This is a genomic window from Microbacterium sp. MYb54, assembly GCF_002979515.1.
Lineage (GTDB): Bacteria > Actinomycetota > Actinomycetes > Actinomycetales > Microbacteriaceae > Microbacterium.
Map to the genome: position 1 here is coordinate 270,960 of NZ_PCPA01000002.1, position 20,178 is coordinate 291,137.

Here is a 20,178-nt window from a genome sequence, read left to right on the forward strand (position 1 = left end):
CAGACGGCGGTCTTGCTGATCGACGCGTGCAGGCGTCGATCAGCAAGACCGGTTCACCGCTTCATCCTCGTGTCAGGTCTGTGTGTCCTGGACGAAGAGCGATGTGCTTGTACTCGATGAAATCGTCGATTACCGCAAGGCCGCGCATCCGGCCTTGACCGCTCGACTTGAAACCACCCTCTTCGGACTGGTCGTACAGCACCGCCCAATCATTGACCCACACGGTTCCGGACTCGAGCTGCAGCGCGACTCGCAACGGAAGGTCGACGTCGGTGGAGAACACCGCTGCGGAGAGACCGTATTCAGAGTCGTTGGCCATTGCGATCGCTTCGGACTCGCTCTCGAACACCTGCATCGTAAGCACGGGGCCGAAGACTTCCTGCTGAACGATGTCCATCTGAGAATCGGTCACCTCCAGCAACGTCGGTCGATAGAAGGCACCCTTGGCGAGTTCCCCTTCCGTAACAGGCCCCCCACGCACGATAACGGTCGCACCAGCCGAGATCGCGTTCTCGACGACGGCATCGATGCGCGACACATTGGGCTTGTCGATGATGGCGCCCATCTCGCTGGAGGGGTCCGCCGCCGGCCCGACCTTGACCGCTCGGAGTGCAGCAGCGAGCCGCTCACGTACCGCGGAGGCGATCGCGGAAGCAACGAGTACACGAGAACCCGTCATGCAGAATTGACCTGCAAAGGTCGTGAGAGCGCGAACGATAATCGGAATAGCTTCGTCCAGGTCCGCGTCTTCGAAGACGAGCATGGGGGTCTTACCCCCGAGCTCCAGTCCCATCCGTTTCAGATGCACAGCCGCGTCAGCCGATATCGACTTACCGGTCTTGGTGCTCCCGGTGAAGCTGATGATGGGCACGTCCGGGGACTTGATGATCGCGCCGGCGCTCTCGCGCCCGCCGATCAGGAAGTTGACGACTCCAGCAGGGAGGCCCGGTGTCTGAGCGACAATCTCCGCGATGAGCGCATTGGTCTGCGCCGTGGCCGTGGGGAGATTGACCACCACCGTCGTTCCAGCGGCAAGCGCGGGAGCAAGCGAACGGAGCACAAGCGCCACTGGCGAGTTCCAAGGTGCGATTACCCCGGAAACGCCGGCAGCCTGCCGGACGACCATCGTCATGCGACCCTTCACCGCTTCAGCAGCCCTTCCCGTGTCGGTCAGGGCGAGTGCGGCGTTGAAGCGGAGCGTTGGTCCGGACAGCCCCACCTCGAATCGCGCTTCCGGCTTGATCTTGCCATTTTCGAGGGCGAGGATCTCGACGAGTTCTTCGCTCCTGGCCTCGAACGCATCGGCCATCGAGTTGAGCACTCGAGCTCGCAGTTTCCTGTCGAACCGCCAGTCCGTGTTGTCGAACACATCTTTTGCAGCTGCAATCGCACGATTGGCCTCATCAGCACCCGCCTTGACGTATTCGCCGATGACTTCACCGGTAGCGGGATTGAAGCTGCTCTCACGCACCCCACCGTCGTCCCATTCACCATTGATCAGGTGACGAGCGAATCGCGTTTCCATCAACTTAGACATCTACTTTCCTTGCTTTCTTCATCTGCCAACTCGCGTGACTGAAAGGACCCACGACCAGGAGTCGAACGTTGACGGCGTCACCGGTCGTAGCTCGGTTCGAAACCGACGGACGCCCCGGTGACCGCAGACGCTTCAATCGCCGCGATGAGTTCGTGACGGACCACGGCATCGCTGAAATCAGCGGTCAGTCTTGTTCCTTCCTCAAGGTCAGAGGCATAGGAGGCGTAGGTTCGGCCGACATTGTAGGCCGGTGTTCCTACCAGGCTGTCGAGTTCTGGAGTCGCTTGCGCATAGGACCTCGGTATCTCGATTTTCTCGATCGGAGCCTGCCCCTTGGATGCAGAGAGCGACAGGGGGAAGATCTCCGGAAGAGCCCACTCCGCACTGAGCACCATGGTTCCTTCGGTTCCATCGATCTCCCAGTAGAACCCGCGGCCGCCAGCCGACCCTTCATGGATGTGAACGCTCACCACCGCACCGGAGGCGAGCCGCCCCACTATGGCGACTTGGTCAGCAGATGTCCTGGCAACTCTCCTCGTCGGCGTGCGGACAGTCGGACGTCGGGTAGCAGTCGCAACCGATACCGTCTCGAACTCGCCCAGCACGCGTACCAATGCATCCACGCTGTGCCCGACGCTGACAGTCAGGAGATTCGCGCCATTCGCCTCGTCCATCATGTAAGCATTCGCCTCTTCGATCAGATCGCCCGTGGACTGCAATCCCACGATCTTCGTAGAGAGAACTTCGCCGATGAAGCCATCGCGTATCAGATCGCGGGCATATTGGATCTGCGGGGCCTGCCGCGCCTGAAGACCGATAATCGTTCGCACATCATGCTTCCGCGCGAGGTTGGCCATCGCTCGTGCTTCATCCAGGTCGACCCCGAGCGGCCACTCGCAATAGACCGCCTTCCCGGCCTTTATGGCTGCGCTCACGAGCTCGCGATGTCGTGGGGCCCTCACCGTCACCACGACGAGATCCACGTCGGGGTGCCGCACGAGTTCGTGATGGTCCACAAGCGTGGTCTCAACGCCGAACGCGTGCCCCGCAGCCTCAGCAGCCTCAGCGTTGGACGCGCTGATCGCCCGAACTTCGAATTGCGGAAGCGCTGACAGCGCCGGGATGTGCGCGGTCTTCGCCCAGCCGCGGTCAGCATTCACGCCGATGATCCCGACGCCGATCCTCTGCATCGTCAAGCGAGTTCCCGCAGCTTGTCGAGCACGGCGGCCGCCGTGTCTTCCACCGACACCTGCTGCTGCCCGGTGATCAGATTCCCGTCGACGACGACGTTGGGCGCCCAGGCCGGAAGGGCGACGTATTCGGCACCGGCCAGACGCAGGCGATCTTCCAGCAGCCACGGAGCATTGCCGGCGAAGGTCGCACCCGTCTCTTCTTCGTTGCTGAACCCGGTCAGCTTCCAGCCCTTGAACAGCCAGCTCCCGTCGGAGCGATGCGCAGACAAGAAGCCTGCCGGTCCGTGACAGACGGCTGACACGATCTTCTTCGGGTCATCCAGGATTGCGGCGAGAATCCCTCCGATCGTGGGGTCGACCGCCATGTCCTGCATGGGCCCGTGCCCTCCCACGAGGAAGACGACGTCGAAGTCTGCCGGATCGACATCCGCCAACGACAGCGGGGATTCGAAGGTCGACGCAAGATCGCTCAGATACGCCTTCTGCGCATCCACATCCGCCTGATCCTTGTTGTAGTCGAGCGAGAAGCTCAGCTCATCGACGACGGGGATGACACCCGCCGGTGTCGCGATCCGCACCGCAAGTCCCGCGTTCGTGAACGCCTTGTGGGCTTCGACGAACTCGCGCGACCAGAAGCCGGTGGGGTGTGGGGTGCCGTCCTTCATCGTCCAGGTCTTCGCTCCGGTGAGAACCATCAGTACTGCAGGCATTCGAGGTTTCCTCTGCTCTTGGGCCGATCGCGGCTGTCCTGCTCGGCGATCGACGCTTCCAGATACTTTCCATGGAAAGTATCACGCTGCGCGCCACTCGGTCGTCGAATCTCGTGTACGCTCAATTTCTTCCAGGCGATCCATTCCATGGAAAGTATTGTGAAGCCACGGCAGTGCCGTGCTCGACAGGCGGCAGGAGCTCGATCCCGGGTGAACGACACTGGAGGGTCTGTGCAGGCCATGCGGCACGTAGTCCGCCCGCCGGGACTCCACCGGCTGAGCACCCGGCCACCCGGCTGGGCGGACAGTCAGGGTGTGCCTGTTGTCGACGAGGCGGTTCTCGCCAGGCTGGGAGCGCTGCGCATTCCTCCCGGATGGACGCATGTGTGGGCGTCCGCCGACGCGACTAGCCCCATCCAGGCGACGGGAATCGATGCCCGCGGCCGGACCCAGTACCGCTACTCCGCTGCGGCACTGGAGCGATCACGCGCGAACAAGTTCTCGCATCTGCTCGAGTTCGCCTCGTCACTCCCCACACTCCGCCACCAGGTCGAGAACGACCTCACCCGCGCCTCCCCCGATGAGCCGCCGGAGGGACCCGTTGTCGCCGCCGCCGCCGTGCGTCTGCTCGATAGGGGGTTGTTCCGCGTCGGCAATGAGCGCTACGCACGGGACAACGACACCTACGGTCTCACCACACTCCGTCGCGCCCACCTGACCCTGGAACGCGACACCGCGGTGTTCGACTTCATCGGCAAGGAGCACATCTCCCACCACAAGGTCGTCAACGACAGCACGGTCGCGCCTGTGCTGCGCGCTCTGCTCGCCCAGGACTGCGCGCCGACGCAGCGACTGTTCGCGACATCGGCACCACCCTCCTGGCGGCGAGTCGACAGCGCGACGGTGAACTCCTACATCCACACCCACGGCGCCGTATCCGCGTCGGCGAAGGCATTCCGCACCTGGGGTGCGACCGTTGCGGCGGCTGCGGTCGCAGCAGGAGCCGTGTTCTCGACCACGGCGCACAGCCGACAGGAACGCCTCAAGCCGTACGATGCGGCCGCCCAGCTGTTGGGCAACACCCCGACGGTGGCACGAGCCGCCTACGTGCATCCCGACGCGGTTTCCGTCGGCGGGGACGAAGAGGTCGTGGCGGCCCTCGAGACGGCGATCGCCCGGCAGGGATCGCCGCTCGTGGAAGAGGTCATGCACGACCCGGGGCTTCAAGCCGCTGTCCACACGGCTCTGGTTCGATCCGCCGATGGTTCCTCAGACTGGAGTTGAGAATGTCGCCACGCGCTGCTTGGCCCGCCCTCGCTGTCGATGCGTGGCAGCCGACACGGGAAACGCTGCACATGTTCATGCAGGTCGTGGGCAAGATGAAGATGGTGTTGAGCCCACCGCTCAACCACTGGTGGCATGTCACCCTGCTGGTCGATTCGCGAGGCCTGACCACGGGTGCGATTCCGGTCGATGACCGCGTGCTGGAGATGTCCTTCGACTTCATCGATCATGTCTTCGTGGCCCGCACCAGCGACGGCGGATACGAGTCGCTGGATCTTGCTGATCTGTGTGTCGCGGACTTCTATCGCGAAAGTCTTGAAGCACTTTCACGGCTCCGCGTCGAGGTGGAGATCCATCCGCGGCCGAACGAAGTCGCGGTTGCGATCCCGTTCCCGGATGACGTCGAGCACTGCGTGTACGTCCCGGAGCATGCGCGACTGTTCTGGGAGCAACTGGTGTCGGCCAATCGCGTGTTGCATCGCTTCCGTTCGGAGTTCCGCGGGAAGGCGAGCCCCGTGCATTTCTTCTGGGGCGCGATGGATCTGGCCGTGACACGGTTCTCCGGGCGACCGGCACCCGCTCATCCCGGCGGAGCACCCAACTGCCCGGACAGCGTGATGATCGAGGGCTACTCCGACGAGTTGTCGAGCGCGGGCTTCTGGCCCGGCGGTGGGACCGAAGGCGCGTTCTACGCCTACGCCTACCCCACCCTCGAAGGCTTCGCAGAGACCCAGGTGCCCGAAGGCGCGTTCTACGATTCGGATCTCGGCGAGTTCATCTTGCCTTACGAAGTCGCCCGAGCTGCGGCCGACCCCGACGCTCTGATCCTTCAATTCCTACGAACGACCGCAGAAGCGGCATCCCGGTTGGCAAGATGGCACTGATCTCCGCTGTCAGTGCCACACCTGAATCAGATGAGGAGTAAGAGATGACCGATGGTATAGATCCGAGCGTCGCACCTTCCGGGTCGGGGTGCGTGGAGTGCGACCAGACCGGCGGATGGTGGGTGCACCTTCGTCGGTGCGCGGAGTGCGGACACGTGGGCTGCTGCGACGACTCCCTTTCTCGCCATTCGAGCGCACATGCACGATCGACGGGGCATCCCATCATTCAGTCGTATGAACCGGGTGAAGACTGGTTCTTCGACTTTCGGACCGGCGCTCTCATAGCCGGGCCGACGCTCGCCCCTCCGAGCAGCCACCCTGTCGAACAGGGGGCGCCCGGCCCTGTCGATCGCGTGCCGACGAACTGGCAAGAGATTCTCAGCACGCGCTGAGGAGGCCGCAGCGACTACCCCTCCCCCGCGAAGATCAGACCGCGACCGCGCTGATCGACGCGTGCGGGCGCCGTCCGTCCTGCACCCGCGCATCGCTGTCGATCACAGAGAAGCCGGCACGCTCCAGCAGCGCCGACATCCCCTCGATCGTCCAATAGTGCGCGGTCGTGACGGCGTGCGGGAACGGTTCGCCGTCCGGCCCGTCGAAGAACCCGACCAGCAGGCGCCCGCCCTCGCGGAGCGCGCGTCGGGCGGCCGCGAGCAGAGACGGCAGCTCATCCGGACTCGCGTGGATCAGCGAGTACCAGGCGAGCACGCCGCCGAATGAGGCCGGCGAGATGTCGGCCTCGTCCAGCGATGCCACCCGAAATGGCACGTGTGGGAACCGCGCTGACGCACCGACGATGAACTCCGGCACGAGGTCGATGCCCGAGGCCTCGACGCCTCGATCGACGAGGAACGCGGTCCAGTGTCCAGGGCCGCATCCGGCATCGAGGATTCGGCCCTCGACTCCTTCAGCCCATCGCCCGATGCGCGCCCGGTCGACAGCATCCATCTGCCCGATGTCGCCGAGCAGCTCGGTGTACTCGACGGCACGCGCGGCGTATCCGTCTCGGATGCGCGCATCGCTCCCGGAGTCGTTCGACATGAAACCCTCACCGTCCACTCGCGATCATCGACCTCCACAGTATCCGGCAGCTGGCGCCGGTCTGGATGTAACAACTGTTACAGTTCTGAATGTGACGAAGATGGATGGCTGGCTCGTGCTCCTGGTTCAAGTGCCGGCGGCACCTTCGAGACACCGCGTCGCCGTCTGGCGGGAACTGCGCCAATTCGGCGCGGTGCCTGCAGGACAGGGCACCTGGGTCGCCCCAGAAGTACCGGCGTGCGTCGCGGGCGTCGAGCGGGCACGGGCGCTCGCGCAGCGCGGCGACGGCGACATCCTCGTGCTCCGCACCCAGGCCGACGGCGGCGACACGGCCGCCCTCAGAGCGCTGTTCGACGCCGCGCGCGCCGATGACTGGTCGGAGTTCATCGCCGACTGCGAGAAGTATCGGGCCGAGATCGCTCGCGAGATCGCGAAGAAGAAGTTCACCCTGGCAGAGCTCGAAGAGGAGGAGCAAAGCCTCGACCGCCTGCAGCGCTGGCATCGGACGATCCGCAGCCGCGATGTGTTCGATTCCGCGTCGTCGAAGGACGCAGACCGCGAGCTCGCCGCCTCCGTCGCCGACCTCGCCCGCTTCGCGGACCTCGTCTATCAAGCGGTCCACGCGTGAGTGACCCGGCGGCCTCGGCACGGACGAGAGTTTCGATCGCCCCGCTCTACGCCGCCGGTTTCGTCACCGCCTTCGGTGCCCACAGCATCGCAGCGGGCATCGGCGCGACCGGGGAGAGTATCGGCCTCGATCTCCTCCGGATGGGCGCCCTCCTGGCGATCTACGACCTCGCCGAGGTGTTCCTCAAGCCGGTGTTCGGCTCGCTGGCCGACCGCATCGGCGCCAAGCCGGTGATCGTCTTCGGGCTTCTCGCGTTCGGCATCGTGTCGCTCATCGGGCTGTGGTCGTCGAACACCATCGCCCTCGCAGTCGCACGACTCGGGCAGGGTGCAGCCGCCTCGGCGTTCTCACCCGCCTCCTCCGCGACGGTCGCACGGCTCGCAGCTCCGGGCACGAAGGGGCGATACTTCGGCAGATACGGATCCTGGAAGGGACTCGGCTACACGCTGGGTCCGCTCATCGGCGCCGCGCTGATCTTCACTGGCGGCTTCGCGCTGCTCTTCGTCTGCCTGAGCGCGGTCGCGGTCCTGACCGCGGTCTGGGTGGCGATCGCCCTCCCGCGCATCGACCCGCTTCCTCGACCCCGCTATACGGTCGCCGACCTCGTCCGCCAGACGACCGAGCGCGGCTTCCTCATCCCGACCCTGGTCCTCGCCGCCTCCACCGGCGCGCTCGGCGCGGCCATCGGGTTCCTTCCCGCCATGGCGAGCAGTGAGGAGGCGCCCTTGTTCGCGAGCATCGCGCTCGCGTCCGTTCTGGCGCTGAGCTCGACGCTCACTCAACCGTGGGCGGGAAGACTGCGTGACAGCGGCCGTGTCAGCGATCGTGCCGCGATGGCGCTGGGCCTCGCGATCATCACCGCCGGCATCCTCGTCGCCGCCGGACTGCCCACGCTGCCGGGCCTCTACGTCGCCGCCGGACTGCTCGGCATCGGAATCGGACTCGCCACCCCCTTCGCATTCGCGCACCTCGCCGACGCGACACCGCCCGAGCGGATGGGTCGCACGATGGGTACCGCTGAACTCGGCCGTGAACTCGGAGACGCCGGAGGGCCCTTGCTGGTCGGCGGCGTCGCCGTGGTGGCGACGCTGCCGATCGGGCTCACTGCGATCGCACTCGTCGTCGCGCTGACGGGATCGGCCACGCGGATGCTGCCACGCATCCCGGCCGAGAGCACGAAGGCCACCGGTCCGAACGCGTGATGCATCCCTCGACGCCAGGATGCGGCGACCGATACTGTCTGGTCATGACTACGACCGACGAGCCGGTGCGCTCACCCCGTTGGCACCTTCTCGGTTCGCTGCCCTTCGCGGCGGCCGCGCTCGTTCTCGTGAACGCGCTCTACATCTTCCTCGTCGCGCTCGGAAACATCACCGACTACGGCACCAACTTCGACTTCGTGCAGCATGTGCTGGCGATGGACACCACGAACTTCGGCCAGGAGGCCGGCAAGGGGCTCGACCCCGACGTGATGTGGCGGGCGATCGACAATCCCGTGCTGTGGAACCTCGCGTACATCGGCGTGATCATCTGGGAGTCGCTGAGCGCGATCGTGCTGATCGTGGCCCTCGTCTTCTTCATCCGCGGGTTCCTCGGCCACGGCTTCCACGCCGCTCGCGTCTGGTCGTCGATCGGACTGGTGATGATCATCCTGCTTTTCGTCGGCGGATTCATCTCGATCGGCGGCGAGTGGTTCCAGATGTGGCGCTCCACCTCGTGGAACGGACTCGACCCCGCGTTCCGCAACTCGGTGATCGCCGGCATCGGCCTGGTGCTGCTGCATCTCCCCTCGCCGCGGTGGGACGACACCACGCCTCGCCGCGACGCCACATCGTGATGGCGGGAAGCCGCTGGGTCGTCACGGGTGCTGCCGGGACCATCGGATCCGCGCTCCGCGCCGCCCTCGTGGAAGAGGGCGTCGCGCTGGTGTCCACCGACATCCGCCCGGCGAGCCCCATCGGCCCCGGGGACTCGGTCGTGACGGCGGATCTCGGTGATCTCGAATCCCTGGTGGAGCTGTTCGCGGGCGCCGACGGCGTGATCCATCTGGGCGGGATCGCCGACGAGGCAGACTTCCACGACCTCGCCGAGGTCAACATCGTCGGCACCTACCACGTGCTCGAGGCCGCCCGTCGGGCCGGTGTGCCACGAGTCGTCTACGCCAGCAGCAACCGGCTGACGGGCATGTACTCCGCCGGCGAGCACGTCACGCCGGATCTGCCTCCGCGGCCTGACGGCTTCTACGGGGTGTCGAAGGTGGCGGGCGAAGCCCTGTGCCGACTGTATGCCGACAAGTTCGGCCTCAGCACCGTCTCGGTGCGGATCGGCACCTACGAGCAGCAGCCCGGATCCGCACGCGAGCAGCGCACCTGGCTCAGTCCCGCCGACGCGGTGCGGGCGTTCCTGGCCGCCATGACCACCACCGAGCACACCGCCGTGTTCTATGCGGTGTCGGCGAACACGAACCGCTGGTGGGATCTCGAGGCCGGAGCAACGGTCGGGTACGTCCCACAGGACGATGCCGCGGACCGGGTGCCGGAAGAGTCGATCGACGCGAGCATCCCGCAGGGCGGAATCTACGCGACCCCGGAGTACTCGACCGACAGGATGCGTCGATAGGCGTCTTTCGCGGGTGTTCCGACTCGTCAGCGAGGTTCCGCCTTCGGGCACTCCGATGCCGTCGGCAGCTGCGCGGTGAGGAGGTAAGCCGTGGCGATGTCGGTCGGGCAGGTGAAACTGTTCACCAGTCCGTGGAAGCTCCCCGGCATCGTGATGAGCACGCCTCCGGTTCGCTCGGCGACAGCGCGCGCACCGTCGATCGGGGTACGAAGGTCGTCGATGCCGTTGATGAGCAGCGGCTTCGGAGCCTCTTCTGGAAAGTCGAGCGCACCGATCGGGTCAGCCCCCGGCCAGCCGTAACAGTACGCTCGCGAGCCGAGAACCTCTGCCTGCTGCTCCGACGTCAAACCGTCCGCCTCGTCGAACGGGGTCGCCGGCCAAACAAAGTCGGTGCAGTTGTAGGCCAGATCCTGCGCGTACGGTGCACCGTCGCCATACATTTCGGAGACCTTCGTGTACGCATCAACGAAACCATCAGCGAGCTTCGGGTCGCGATCGGTTCCGGAGCTCGCTGCCGCATCCGATACGTCGAGCATGTTCTCCAGCGTCTGTTCGGGACCCGTGGTCTCGGGATCGACAGTGCCGTCGAGGATCATCGTTCGCACCCGATCCGGGTGCGAAGCAAGGTAGGCCTGTCCGAGGAGCGTGCCGTACGAGAGCGCCAGCATGTTGATCTGGTCCACTTCCAGCGCCTCACGGACGGCATCGAGATCGCGAACACCTGCGTTGATGCCGGCAGTGAGCACGCGCCCGTCCGTCTCCTGCTCGCACTTCTTCAGCTCCGCTCGCGCCGTCGGCTCGAAGGATGCCCACTCCTTGTCGATGTCCGCTTCGGAGAACGAGGGCGAGTCGGCGATGTCGCAGGTGATCGGGGTGCTGCGCCCGAAACCCCGGCGGTCGTACCCGACGATGTCGAAGTTGTCGCGGACCTCGGCGTCCGCCGTCGCGGCGAACCCGGCCTGCGACGCGATGCCCGACACCAACGGGCCGCCCGGATCGACGAACAGCACGCCCTTCGAGGCGCTGTCGGCGTTGCGGGCCGGGGTGACTGCCACGGCAATCGCGACCTTGGTATCGTCGTCGCCAGTCGCCGACCCGACCTGCACCGACCCGCATCGACGATCCGGCTGCCCAGGAAGCGCGCAGGCCTCCCACTCCCCCACCGGGAACCCCTCGGCCCCCTTCGCCGGGTCCACGGCCTCCACTGACGCGTCCACAGGCTCCGACCCCGGGATGCTGCACCCGGCGAGCGCTATCGTTGCGACGACGAGCGCCGCCGCTCCCGACCAGATCTTCGGTCCGCGCGAGAATCTCCGCATGTCATACCCCCAGTTCACACGAGGGAGTTCCCCGCACGTCCCATCCTGTCGCGGACGACCGCCGGGCACATCCCTCGCTGGGATGAGTCCGGCCCCCTCCGACGCCGGGGTGCTCTGACCCCACTCCGCCTTCGCTCTCAGGCGCGGGAGTCGGTGTGCAGGCGCAGGTATCGCCCGGTCAGGCTCTCGGGGATCCGGGTGAGCCCTTCGGGGGTGGTCGCCGCCACGATCTGTCCTCCGTCCGCACCGCCGCCGGGGCCGAGGTCGATCACGTGATCGGCGTTGGCGATCACGTCGAGGTCGTGCTCGATGACGATCACGGTCGCGCCGGCATCGAGCAGGCGTTGGAGCACGGCGAGCAGTACGCGCACATCCGCGGGGTGCAGGCCCACGCTGGGCTCGTCGAAGATGAACAGGGTGCCGTGCAGCTCACGTTCCAGGTCCGCGACGAGTTTCAGTCTCTGCGCCTCGCCGCCGGACAGGGCAGGGGTCGCCTCCCCCAGCGTGAGGTACCCCAGCCCGATCTCCTCCAGTGTGCGCAGTCGGGCTTCGACCTTCCGGATGCGTGCGAACCGCGAGCGGGCATCTTCGACGGTCAGCGCGAGGGCTTGGGGCAGGGTGACGCCCTCGAGGCTGACCTCATCCGCCCGAGGGCTGTACCGCGTGCCGCCGCAGGTGGGACACGCGATGTCGACGTCGGGGAGGAACTGCACGTCGAGGAACACCTGCCCCACCCCTTCGCAGGAGGGACACCGGAGTTCACCCGTGTTGTACGAGAAGCTCGATGCGGTGAGTCCGAGTGCCTTGGCGGCATCGGTGTGCGCGTAAGCGCGGCGCAGGTCGTCGAGGACGCCGGTGTAGGTCGCGACCGTCGAGCGTACGTTTCGTCCGATCGGCGCCGCGTCGACGACGACCGTGCGCTCGATGCCGCCCGGGTCGAGGTGGGCGACGTGCGCCGGACGGCTCATCCCGGTGTGCTGCGCTTCCAACGCGGCGGCGAGGCTTTCGAGGACCAGGGTGGTCTTGCCCGAACCAGACACCCCGGTCACCGCGGTCAGCCTGCGGAGCGGGAAGTCGACGGAGAGCCCGTGCAGTGTGAAGTGCGGTGTGGTCCGTAGAGAGATGCGCCCCTCTGCGAACATCTGCTCGGCATCGGTCAGGGTGCGGACGACGGCGGGTTCGCGTCCGCTGAGGAAGCCGCCGATGCGGGACGACGGGTTCCCCTCCATCGCGGCGACATCGCCCGTCGCGACGATCTGTCCGCCGTGGGTCCCGGCATCGGGTCCCACCTCTATCAGCCAGTCGGCATGTCGGAGCACGTCCACGTCGTGGTCGACGAGGACCACCGAGTTGCCGGTCTCCACGAGCCGCCTGACCACCCGGAGCAGCGACTCGATGTTGGCCGGGTGCAGGCCGATGGACGGCTCATCGAGCACATAGAGGATTCCGGTCGCACTGCTGCGCAGCGCTCTGCCCAGCTGAACCCGCTGCAGCTCCCCGGTCGAGAGCGTGCGTGACGATCTGTCGAGCGAGACGTATCCGAGCCCGAGTCCGAGCAACCGGTCCCCCATCGATGTGAAGGCCTCGACGATGCGCTCGGCCATCTCCCGCAACTCTGCCGGCGCCGTGGACGGCAGGCCGCGGACGAACTCTGTGACCTGCTCCAGGCTCCACGCCGACACGACGTCGAGGCTCTCACCGGCCACGGTCGTGGACCGCGCCTGCGCGTTGAGCCTCGAGCCGCCGCAGGCCGGGCACCGTGCCACGTGCACGAAGCGGTCGAGTCGCGCGAGCCCCTTCTCGCTCTGAGCCTTGCGCAGCGCATCGTCGATCACCTGGACGGCGTTGCGATACTTCGCGTTGAGCTCGAACACGTTGCCGTTCTTGCTCGTCACGACGACCGGTCGCGTCGTCTCCTCGCCGTCGAGCACCATGTGCCGCTCGTCATCGGTCAGGTCGCGGAACGGGATGTCGGTGCGCACGCCGAGAGCCGCGACCACCTGTGGCAGGAGGCTCGCACCGAACGACCCCCAGGCCGCGACTGCTCCCTGGTCGATCGACAGCGATTCGTCGGGAACGAGCGCCCGCCGGTCGACCTGACGCGTCTCGCCCGTCCCCTCGCAGGTCTCGCATGCACCCTCCTCGTTGAACGAGAACGCCTCGGCACCCGGCGCGGCGAACCGCACCCCGCAGGTCGGGCACGTGGTGTGACCGGTCGAGGCGATGCTCAGCGACGGCGGCACGCTGTGCCCGTTCGGACACCGATGCGCGCCGAGACGGGAGAACAGCAGCCGCAGCGAGTTCAGCAGCTCCGTCGCCGTCCCGAAGGTGCTGCGCACGCCGGGAACCGCCGGGCGCTGGTGCAGAGCGATCGCCGCGGGAACCCCCTCGACGATGTCGACATCCGCGCGTGCGGCCTGTGACAGCCGCCGACGCGTGTACGCCGAGAGCGCCTCCAGGTAGCGACGCGACCCCTCGGCGTAGAGCACTCCGAGGGCGAGCGAAGACTTGCCCGACCCCGAGACGCCCGTCACTCCGACCAGGGAGTGCAGCGGCACATCCACATCCACGTTCTTCAGGTTGTGGACGCGGGCCCCACGGACGACGACTTCCTTGCCCCATTCCATCCCCTCACCGTAGAGGAGAGGGCTGCACGACATAGCCTTCAGGGGTGGAACACGAATCGCGATGGAACGTGAGAGTCGCCCGGCCGGCCGCTCCGCTGTTGGACGAACAGACCATCGAGCGGCACCGGCTGCCAGACGGTGCCCCGCTACCGCCGTCGTACGTCTCGTTCGTGCGCGCATTCGGCTGGGGGCGCCTGTTCGGGCTCTGGCTCATCTACACGCCGGTTCCTTCAGGATTCGGTGATGGCATCGTGGGCCGAGGCGGGTATCTGACCGATCGGCTGCACCAGGAATTCGACGAAGGACGAGCCGACGACGACACCTGGAAGATCGAGCCCGACGGCTCCTGGGACATCGCGCAACGACTGGTGGTCTTCGCGATGAGCGAGAACGGCGACTATCTCGCCTGGGACACCGGCGCCCGTGACAGTGACGACGAACTGCCGATCTTCCACACCACACGCTTCGACTCGCTGACACGCATCGGCGACGACCTGTTCGAGGCGGTCGAATGGGTCCGAGGACGCAACAGCGGACGGGACTCCGACCCCATCGACTTCACGCCACTCGTCCCGGCGGCTCTGTGAACCGCAGCTCCGCGATCCACCGGCGTGCGGATCAGGGCTGTCGGACTACAATCCCGATCCATATCCGAACCAGACGAGTGCCCCGAGTGCCCAGAGCAACACGGGCCCGGCCACGAGAAGAGCCAGGGTGCCGATGGCGAACTTCGGGCTCTCCTTTTTGACCAAAGACCAGGCAGCAAAGCCCACTCCGACGACGTACGACCCGAGGAGCAGCACGTCACCGATGGCCCCTAGACCAGAGCGGCGCAGAAGGAGAGCGAGCGCCACCATCGCGAGCACGGCAACGAATCCCGTCCGCCCGAGAACCGGAGTCTTCTGGGGTGCAGCCTCCACGCTCGAAGCTTCCTCGGCTGCTCGCGCGCGCCGGTCGGCCGCGGCGCGGTCCGCCCGGGCTCGTCCCCACTGGTCGCTGTTCATGGACCCTCCTCAAAGTTGCCGATCTACCGCGGAGCGGCAGCTCGGGTGAAGTCGCCCCATTCCATCCCCTCACCGTAGAGGAGAGGGGATGGAATGGGTGCGGCCGGACTAGGCGAGGGTGGCGTAGTCGGTGTAGCCCTGGTGGTCGCCGCCGAACGCCTTGCTCATGTCGGGGGCGTTGAACGGGCCGCCCTTGTGCAGACGGTCGGGCAGATCAGGGTTGGCGATGTAGAGCGCCCCGTAGGAGATCAGGTCGGCCGTCCCCTCCTCGACCAGGGAGAGTGCGTCCGGCCCGGTCGGCTCGCTACCGGTGAACGGGTTGAGGATGAAGGTGTTCGGCCAGGCTTCGCGCATGCGGAGCACGAGGTCGCGCTGCCCGGGGGCTTCCATGACGTGCACGTAGGCGAGGCCCAGCGGGGCGAGCTGCTCGATCAGCGAGAGATACGTGACTTCGCGGTCGTCCTCCTGGATGTCGCCGAGAACCCCACCGGGCGACAACCGGATGCCCGTGCGCTCCGCCCCGATCCGCGAGCTGACCGCGCGAGCCACCTCGACGGCGAAACGTGTGCGTCCGGCGATCGAACCACCCCACCCGTCCTGTCGCACGTTCGCATTCGTGGCGAGGAACTGCTGCACCAGGTATCCGTTGGCGCCGTGGATCTCGACCCCGTCGAAGCCGGCCTCGATCGCGTTCGCTGCGGCGTCGGCGAAGTCGGCGATCGTGTCCGCGATCTCCTCCTCGGTGAGAACGTGCGGGGTGACGTGCGGCTTCTTCCCGGAATGCGTGTAGATCTCTCCCGCTGCGGCGACGGCCGAGGGCCCGACCGGGATCATGCCGTCCGGGAGCAGATCAGGGTCGCCGATGCGGCCGACGTGCATCAGCTGGGCGAAGATCCTGCCGCCTTCGGCATGGACGCCGTCGGTCACCGCTCTCCATGCCGCCACCTGCTCGGCTGTGTGCAGCCCCGGAGTGTCGGGGTAGCCCTGCCCGACCACCGATGGCTGCGTCCCCTCCGTGACGATCAGACCGGCTGTCGCGCGCTGTGCGTAGTAGGTCGCGTTGAGACCGGTCGGCGTCGCGCCGGGGCCATAGGCACGACTGCGAGTCATCGGGGCCATCACGATCCGGTTGGCGAGCGGGATCCCCGCGAGATCGTAGGGTGCGAGCGCAGAATTCATAGGTTGTTCTTCCTCCGTCGTCGACGAGATGCTGTACGCATCCCGACAGTCCATGTGAGTGACTGTACATGGGGTGAACTATCCCTGGATGTACAGTATTCCCATGGCGACAGGTGAGACCACGAAGCCTCCCGTCGCCGACGCCGGGAAGCAACCCGACCTCGGCTTCATGCATCCGCTGGCCCAACTCACCTCGCTGGTGACGACGCGGGTGATCACGCTGGCCGAGAAGAACGGACTCACCCCCACGCAGGCGCGCATCCTCGGCCTCCTGCTGAGCGGTCCGCAGCGGATGGCGACGATCGCCCAGAGCCTGGACATCGAGAAGACCGCGTTGACGGGCCTCATCGATCGCGCCGAGGCGCGAGGCCTGGTCGAACGCGCCGTCGTCCCCCACGACAGGCGGTCGACCAACGTCACGGCGACCGCAGCGGGCGAGGCCGCCGCGCGGGCGTTCTACGGCCAGCTCAACGACACGCTCGAAGAGCTGATCGCCGAGCTGCCTCCGCGCAACCGCGAGGCGTTCCGTTCATACACCGAGAAGATCGTCGGCTCGGTCTCCGGCGTCTGCCCCCGGGCCTGACCAATTCACTGAAGTCCGATCGCACCCAGTCCATCCGATGCGACTTCTCCGGACGACATGCCAGCGACGAACACACAGGGCTGATGATCCACCGACTCCAGAATTCAGATGAGCAGTCGTCATCCCGCAACCTCGGCGATTTCGCCACGGATGGTCACATGGCGCAGGTAGCGGCGGGGATTCGTGAGGATTCCGATATCCCTTTCGGGGTCGCCGTCGAGAATGAGCAGGTCGGCGAACGCACCGGGCGACAGCGTGCCGACCTGGCCCTCCATGTTGAGTAGGCGAGCCGCGGTGCTCGTAGCGCTTCGAATCACGTCGATGTTCTCCTGAACACGCGCACGGATTGTGAACTCGTCGAGCTGACGTACTTGCAACGCGCCGAGGAGATCGCTGCCGTATGCAATGTTGACTCCCGCAAGATGCGCCCGACCCAGCGCGTCAAGCGCGGCTGAGCGGACTTCGTCTAGCTTTCCGAGCGAACTCGAGGAGAGACCCGAGGCCCTCCCCACCTCGTACATGGCCTCGTACGTGACGATGGTCGGCACGAGAAACGCATCGTTCTCCACGAGCAGCCGGATCGATTCATCGTCGATGAGGTTCCCGTGTTCAATGCAACGGACACCCGCCCGGAGCGCCTGATTCACGGCACGCGGGTGGTACGCATGCGCAGTCACATAGCGGTTGTGATTCTCCGCTTCCACGACAGCGGCGCGCAATTCATCGGCCGTGTACTGCACCGCCGAGATCTCATCGGTCGGCGACGCAACACCGCCGGAAACCACAAGCTTCAAATGATGGGCGCCCTTGCGAAACTCGTCACGAGCCGCCCTCCGAACCGCGTCGACCCCGTCTGCGATCCGGCCGAAGTCGGGCTTCAGCTGACAGCACGGCAGGGAGTCGTCACTCCGCGATCGGAAGTCTCCGTGGCCACCGGTCTGCGAGAGCGCCTTCCCCCCGAACACCAACCGCGGGCCAGGGAGCAACCCCTCGTCCAGGGCGCGCGCCATCCCGTAGTCGGCACCGCCAACGTCGCGGACCGTAGTGAACCCACGTCGAAGCATGTCGCCAGCAGAACGCAACGCCCGGATCGTGGCGTAGCTCGGTGCCCAGGAAGCGACCTCCGACGCATCGGTCGAAGTCACCAAGATGTGGACGTGCGCGTCGATCAATCCAGGCATGACCGTGCCACCGCGCGCATCAATCACGCGGACGTCGCCCGAGGGCGCGGGAGGCGTCCCGACCCCGCTGTCGACGATCTTGCCGCCGTCGATCTCGATCCACGAATCTTGCCGACGCTCGCCTGTCGCAGGCTCGAGCATGTGGGCGTTGATGATCTGGACGCGCATGCATCTCCCTCGTTATCCTCGCTCCACGGGACGCATGCGGGCGACGGTGCCGCCGAACAGGCGATCTCCACGTCGTTCCCGCTGTCACACCCGCGGTCGAACGAGACCATGATTCACGCTCCAGGCATGGTTTCGGATAGGTACCAATGCCTACATCAGCGAGCTGTCCCACGTGCTCATTTCCGGGCCCGTGGAGACACCTCACAGCCCGAGCGAGAGTTGACCGTACGACAAACCGAGGTCGCGTGCGGCTGCAGCAGCGCTTCGACGGTCGGAGACCCCCAGTTTGCGGTAGATGTTGCGGGTGTGCGTCTTGACGGTGTTGTGCGAGACGAACTCCTGACGAGCGATTTCACGAAGCGTCGCGTTACGACTCAACGCGGCCAGCACGACCCTTTCACGAGGGGTGAGGTGATCCTCCTGCCCGATTGCACTGAGAAGTCGACCTTGGACGCGGGAGGCGAAGGCAGAGGGCGCGTCGACGACGGACCTGCTGGCCAATAGCTGAGCGATGGCGGGGCCGGCATCCGCGAACCGGCGAACAAGCCCCTCAGGCTCCGCGATTCGTAGCGCGGTGTCAAGCGCGATCTGTGCCTGTTCGAGTTGCCCTTGCTGAACGTGGAGGTCGGCGGCCAGCAGCCAGGCATCGATGCTTGAGGCGTGAAGCAACCACGGACCAGCACCCTCGAACGCCAGGGCGAGCACGTCCGATGCTTCGCCGTGTCGCTGGTCTTGCATCGCTGCGGTGGCGCGCAACAGGTGCATCTCGCTGGTGCCGTCAAGGACCCGATCGGTGGCGCCGATGAACTCGTCCCGCAGGTGTGGTTCACCGAGTCTCCCCAACGCGCGAACGACGAACGGAGCGATCATCGCGTGCCAATGCACGGGGACGGGCATGTCCTCTCGGGGGCTGAGGAGCTCCAGCAGTGATACTGCCGCGTCGTGCGAGTCTGTCCCCTCGCTATCACCCACCCGTGTGAGTGCGACGAGTCCTCTGATACCACGCACGATAGTGGGCGCAGAGCTGATCTCCGCCGCAGCGTGGACGAGCCGCCGCAATTGTCCCGGGCGCTCCTGCATGAGCTCGTATCTCGCCCAATACCACCAGGCGAGGTTCAATGCGGTGAACGCACCTCTCGGTTCATCCAGGTCCTGCCATCGGCGCTCGAATCGTTCGCCTCCCGCCGCAGCAGCGCGCACTCTGCCGCGAAAGAGCGCGCTCGCGTTGCGGACGATGGTGGCCTGCAGTTCCGCGACGGACGCTCGCTCGAGCCGCGCACGATCGAGCACCCGAAGTGCGTATCGGTCCGCCCGGTCCAAGTGACCAAGATGTAACTCCCCCCTCGCCGCTTGTAGGGAGACGTAGATGTCGAGTTGCGACTGCCCCATGGACTCGACCGTGGTGCGAGAGAGCACTTCATCAATGCCGCCTCGCTGATTCGCGACGTGCAGGCCGAGGCCAGTCCGCCACTGATTTGTGATGACGGAAGCCACATCGTCAGGTGTTGTCAGGGCAACGGCCGCCGCGCCTGCATGACCGCGCATCACATCCGCGGTGGCGATCAGCATCTGGACGGCAGCGTCCTTCCGCGATGAGCGGGGCAGCTGGCCGAGTACTCGGCTGACATCGTCGGTGTGCCCCATCAGAATCAGCTGCACGCCACAGCGACTGAGAATCCCCCAGACGAAGTCCGGGTCCCCCGTCGCCACGGCGTGCCTGATTGCGGGCACGTAGTCCTGCTCCTCGGCAAACCACTCTGCCGCGGCACGCTCAAGAGATCGAACCCGTCCCGGGTCCCGGTCCTTCAGCCGCGTCAGAAGGAAGTCTCGCAACACGGGATGGAGCTGGTAACGAATCGGGTCATACGCGTCGGCCTCCTTCAGGATGTTGAGGCGAATCAGCGCCTGGACGCTCTCCAGGGTTGGCGCCTCACTGAAGAGCAGAGCGGCGAGGTCGAGCGTGAACGTTTCCGGAATAGAAGTCGCGAGCAAAAACTCGAGGAGCTCACCGTCGAGGCCGCCGACCACCTCTTCGAGAAGGTAGTTCACGACCACGGGCTCATCACCCCGCAAATGCACACCCAACTTGCGATGCGAATCGGCCGCGATGTGCATCATGAGAACAAGCCCAGCCGCCCATCCCCTGGTTCTCTGAAGGATGCGGTCGATCTGCTTCTCAGACAGGTGGTCACCGCGTGAACCGAAAAGAGCGCGTGCTTCG

Annotated in this window: 20 protein-coding genes; 9 read left to right on the forward strand and 11 right to left on the reverse strand. The window is 66.0% G+C overall.

Going from position 1 to position 20,178, the window contains the following annotated elements; all coding sequences use genetic code 11:
- Positions 1-61 precede the first annotated feature (61 nt).
- The 4 genes from CQ040_RS04115 to CQ040_RS20625 all read right to left on the reverse strand — a co-directional run bounded on the left by CQ040_RS04115 (position 62) and on the right by CQ040_RS20625 (position 3,589).
- A complete protein-coding gene (locus CQ040_RS04115; protein WP_219844678.1) occupies positions 62-1,537 on the reverse strand; it encodes an aldehyde dehydrogenase family protein in 1,476 nt (491 codons plus the stop codon).
- A gap of 77 nt (positions 1,538-1,614) precedes the next feature.
- A complete protein-coding gene (locus CQ040_RS04120; protein WP_219844762.1) occupies positions 1,615-2,727 on the reverse strand; it encodes a Gfo/Idh/MocA family protein in 1,113 nt (370 codons plus the stop codon).
- A 2-nt stretch (positions 2,728-2,729) separates the two neighbouring features.
- Positions 2,730-3,440, reverse strand: a complete 711-nt coding sequence (locus tag CQ040_RS04125; RefSeq protein WP_105526148.1) for a type 1 glutamine amidotransferase domain-containing protein — start codon at positions 3,438-3,440, stop codon at positions 2,730-2,732.
- The gene (locus CQ040_RS20625) at positions 3,425-3,589 is read right to left on the reverse strand and encodes a hypothetical protein (protein WP_181156949.1); all 165 of its coding nucleotides are present in this window, start codon (positions 3,587-3,589) and stop codon (positions 3,425-3,427) included. Before CQ040_RS20625 ends, CQ040_RS04125 begins: the two co-directional genes overlap by 16 nt.
- A 91-nt stretch (positions 3,590-3,680) precedes the next feature.
- Here CQ040_RS20625 and CQ040_RS04130 point away from each other — a divergent pair, with 91 nt between their 5' ends.
- From CQ040_RS04130 to CQ040_RS04140, 3 genes are read left to right on the forward strand one after another with little or no spacing between them, the layout of a single operon-like run.
- Positions 3,681-4,724: a DNA topoisomerase IB gene (locus tag CQ040_RS04130; RefSeq protein WP_374954124.1), complete on the forward strand. Its 1,044-nt coding sequence runs from the start codon at positions 3,681-3,683 to the stop codon at positions 4,722-4,724.
- 2 nt (positions 4,725-4,726) lie between these two features.
- On the forward strand, positions 4,727-5,608 hold the full coding sequence (locus tag CQ040_RS04135; RefSeq protein ID WP_105526150.1) for a DUF5996 family protein: 882 nt from the start codon (positions 4,727-4,729) through the stop codon (positions 5,606-5,608).
- 44 nt (positions 5,609-5,652) lie between these two features.
- Positions 5,653-6,000, forward strand: coding sequence for a UBP-type zinc finger domain-containing protein (locus tag CQ040_RS04140; RefSeq protein ID WP_105526151.1), 348 nt, complete (start codon positions 5,653-5,655; stop codon positions 5,998-6,000).
- 34 nt (positions 6,001-6,034) lie between these two features.
- Here CQ040_RS04140 and CQ040_RS04145 read toward each other — a convergent pair whose 3' ends face one another.
- Positions 6,035-6,649, reverse strand: coding sequence for a class I SAM-dependent methyltransferase (locus CQ040_RS04145; RefSeq protein ID WP_105526184.1), 615 nt, complete (start codon positions 6,647-6,649; stop codon positions 6,035-6,037).
- A 100-nt stretch (positions 6,650-6,749) separates the two neighbouring features.
- Here CQ040_RS04145 and CQ040_RS04150 point away from each other — a divergent pair, with 100 nt between their 5' ends.
- Genes CQ040_RS04150 through CQ040_RS04165 form a run of 4 tightly spaced genes read left to right on the forward strand, consistent with a single transcriptional unit; the run spans position 6,750 to position 9,896 of the window.
- Entirely contained in the window at positions 6,750-7,277 is a 528-nt protein-coding gene (locus CQ040_RS04150) for a Chromate resistance protein ChrB (protein ID WP_105526152.1), read from the forward strand.
- Positions 7,274-8,479, forward strand: coding sequence for an MFS transporter (locus tag CQ040_RS04155; protein WP_105526153.1), 1,206 nt, complete (start codon positions 7,274-7,276; stop codon positions 8,477-8,479). The genes CQ040_RS04150 and CQ040_RS04155 overlap by 4 nt, the downstream gene beginning before the upstream one ends.
- Before the next feature lie 44 nt (positions 8,480-8,523).
- Entirely contained in the window at positions 8,524-9,114 is a 591-nt protein-coding gene (locus CQ040_RS04160; RefSeq protein ID WP_105526154.1) for a DUF2165 domain-containing protein, read from the forward strand.
- Positions 9,075-9,896: an NAD(P)-dependent oxidoreductase gene (locus CQ040_RS04165; protein WP_219844681.1), complete on the forward strand. Its 822-nt coding sequence runs from the start codon at positions 9,075-9,077 to the stop codon at positions 9,894-9,896. Before CQ040_RS04160 ends, CQ040_RS04165 begins: the two co-directional genes overlap by 40 nt.
- 26 nt (positions 9,897-9,922) lie before the next feature.
- Here CQ040_RS04165 and CQ040_RS04170 read toward each other — a convergent pair whose 3' ends face one another.
- Positions 9,923-11,215, reverse strand: a complete 1,293-nt coding sequence (locus tag CQ040_RS04170) for an alpha/beta fold hydrolase (RefSeq protein WP_146113860.1) — start codon at positions 11,213-11,215, stop codon at positions 9,923-9,925.
- A gap of 137 nt (positions 11,216-11,352) precedes the next feature.
- The gene (locus CQ040_RS04175; RefSeq protein WP_105526157.1) at positions 11,353-13,842 is read right to left on the reverse strand and encodes an excinuclease ABC subunit A; all 2,490 of its coding nucleotides are present in this window, start codon (positions 13,840-13,842) and stop codon (positions 11,353-11,355) included.
- 44 nt (positions 13,843-13,886) lie between these two features.
- Here CQ040_RS04175 and CQ040_RS04180 point away from each other — a divergent pair, with 44 nt between their 5' ends.
- Positions 13,887-14,429 (forward strand): SMI1/KNR4 family protein, encoded by a 543-nt coding sequence (locus tag CQ040_RS04180; protein WP_105526158.1) that lies wholly within the window; start codon positions 13,887-13,889, stop codon positions 14,427-14,429.
- 45 nt (positions 14,430-14,474) lie between these two features.
- Here CQ040_RS04180 and CQ040_RS04185 read toward each other — a convergent pair whose 3' ends face one another.
- Positions 14,475-14,846, reverse strand: a complete 372-nt coding sequence (locus CQ040_RS04185) for a hypothetical protein (protein WP_105526159.1) — start codon at positions 14,844-14,846, stop codon at positions 14,475-14,477.
- Positions 14,847-14,954: 108 nt separating this feature from the next.
- Positions 14,955-16,025 carry an alkene reductase gene (locus tag CQ040_RS04190; RefSeq protein ID WP_105526160.1) on the reverse strand — a complete coding sequence of 357 codons (1,071 nt, stop codon included), beginning with the start codon at positions 16,023-16,025 and terminating at the stop codon, positions 14,955-14,957.
- 103 nt (positions 16,026-16,128) lie between these two features.
- Here CQ040_RS04190 and CQ040_RS04195 point away from each other — a divergent pair, with 103 nt between their 5' ends.
- Complete coding sequence (locus CQ040_RS04195; RefSeq protein WP_181156946.1) at positions 16,129-16,608, forward strand: MarR family winged helix-turn-helix transcriptional regulator; 480 nt, start codon at positions 16,129-16,131, stop codon at positions 16,606-16,608.
- A 119-nt stretch (positions 16,609-16,727) separates the two neighbouring features.
- On the opposite strand, the gene CQ040_RS04200 is transcribed toward CQ040_RS04195, so the two are convergent.
- Complete coding sequence (locus tag CQ040_RS04200; RefSeq protein WP_105526162.1) at positions 16,728-17,957, reverse strand: amidohydrolase family protein; 1,230 nt, start codon at positions 17,955-17,957, stop codon at positions 16,728-16,730.
- A gap of 201 nt (positions 17,958-18,158) precedes the next feature.
- Positions 18,159-20,178 (reverse strand): LuxR C-terminal-related transcriptional regulator (locus CQ040_RS04205; protein ID WP_219844682.1); only part of this gene is annotated, 2,020 nt, incomplete at its 5' end.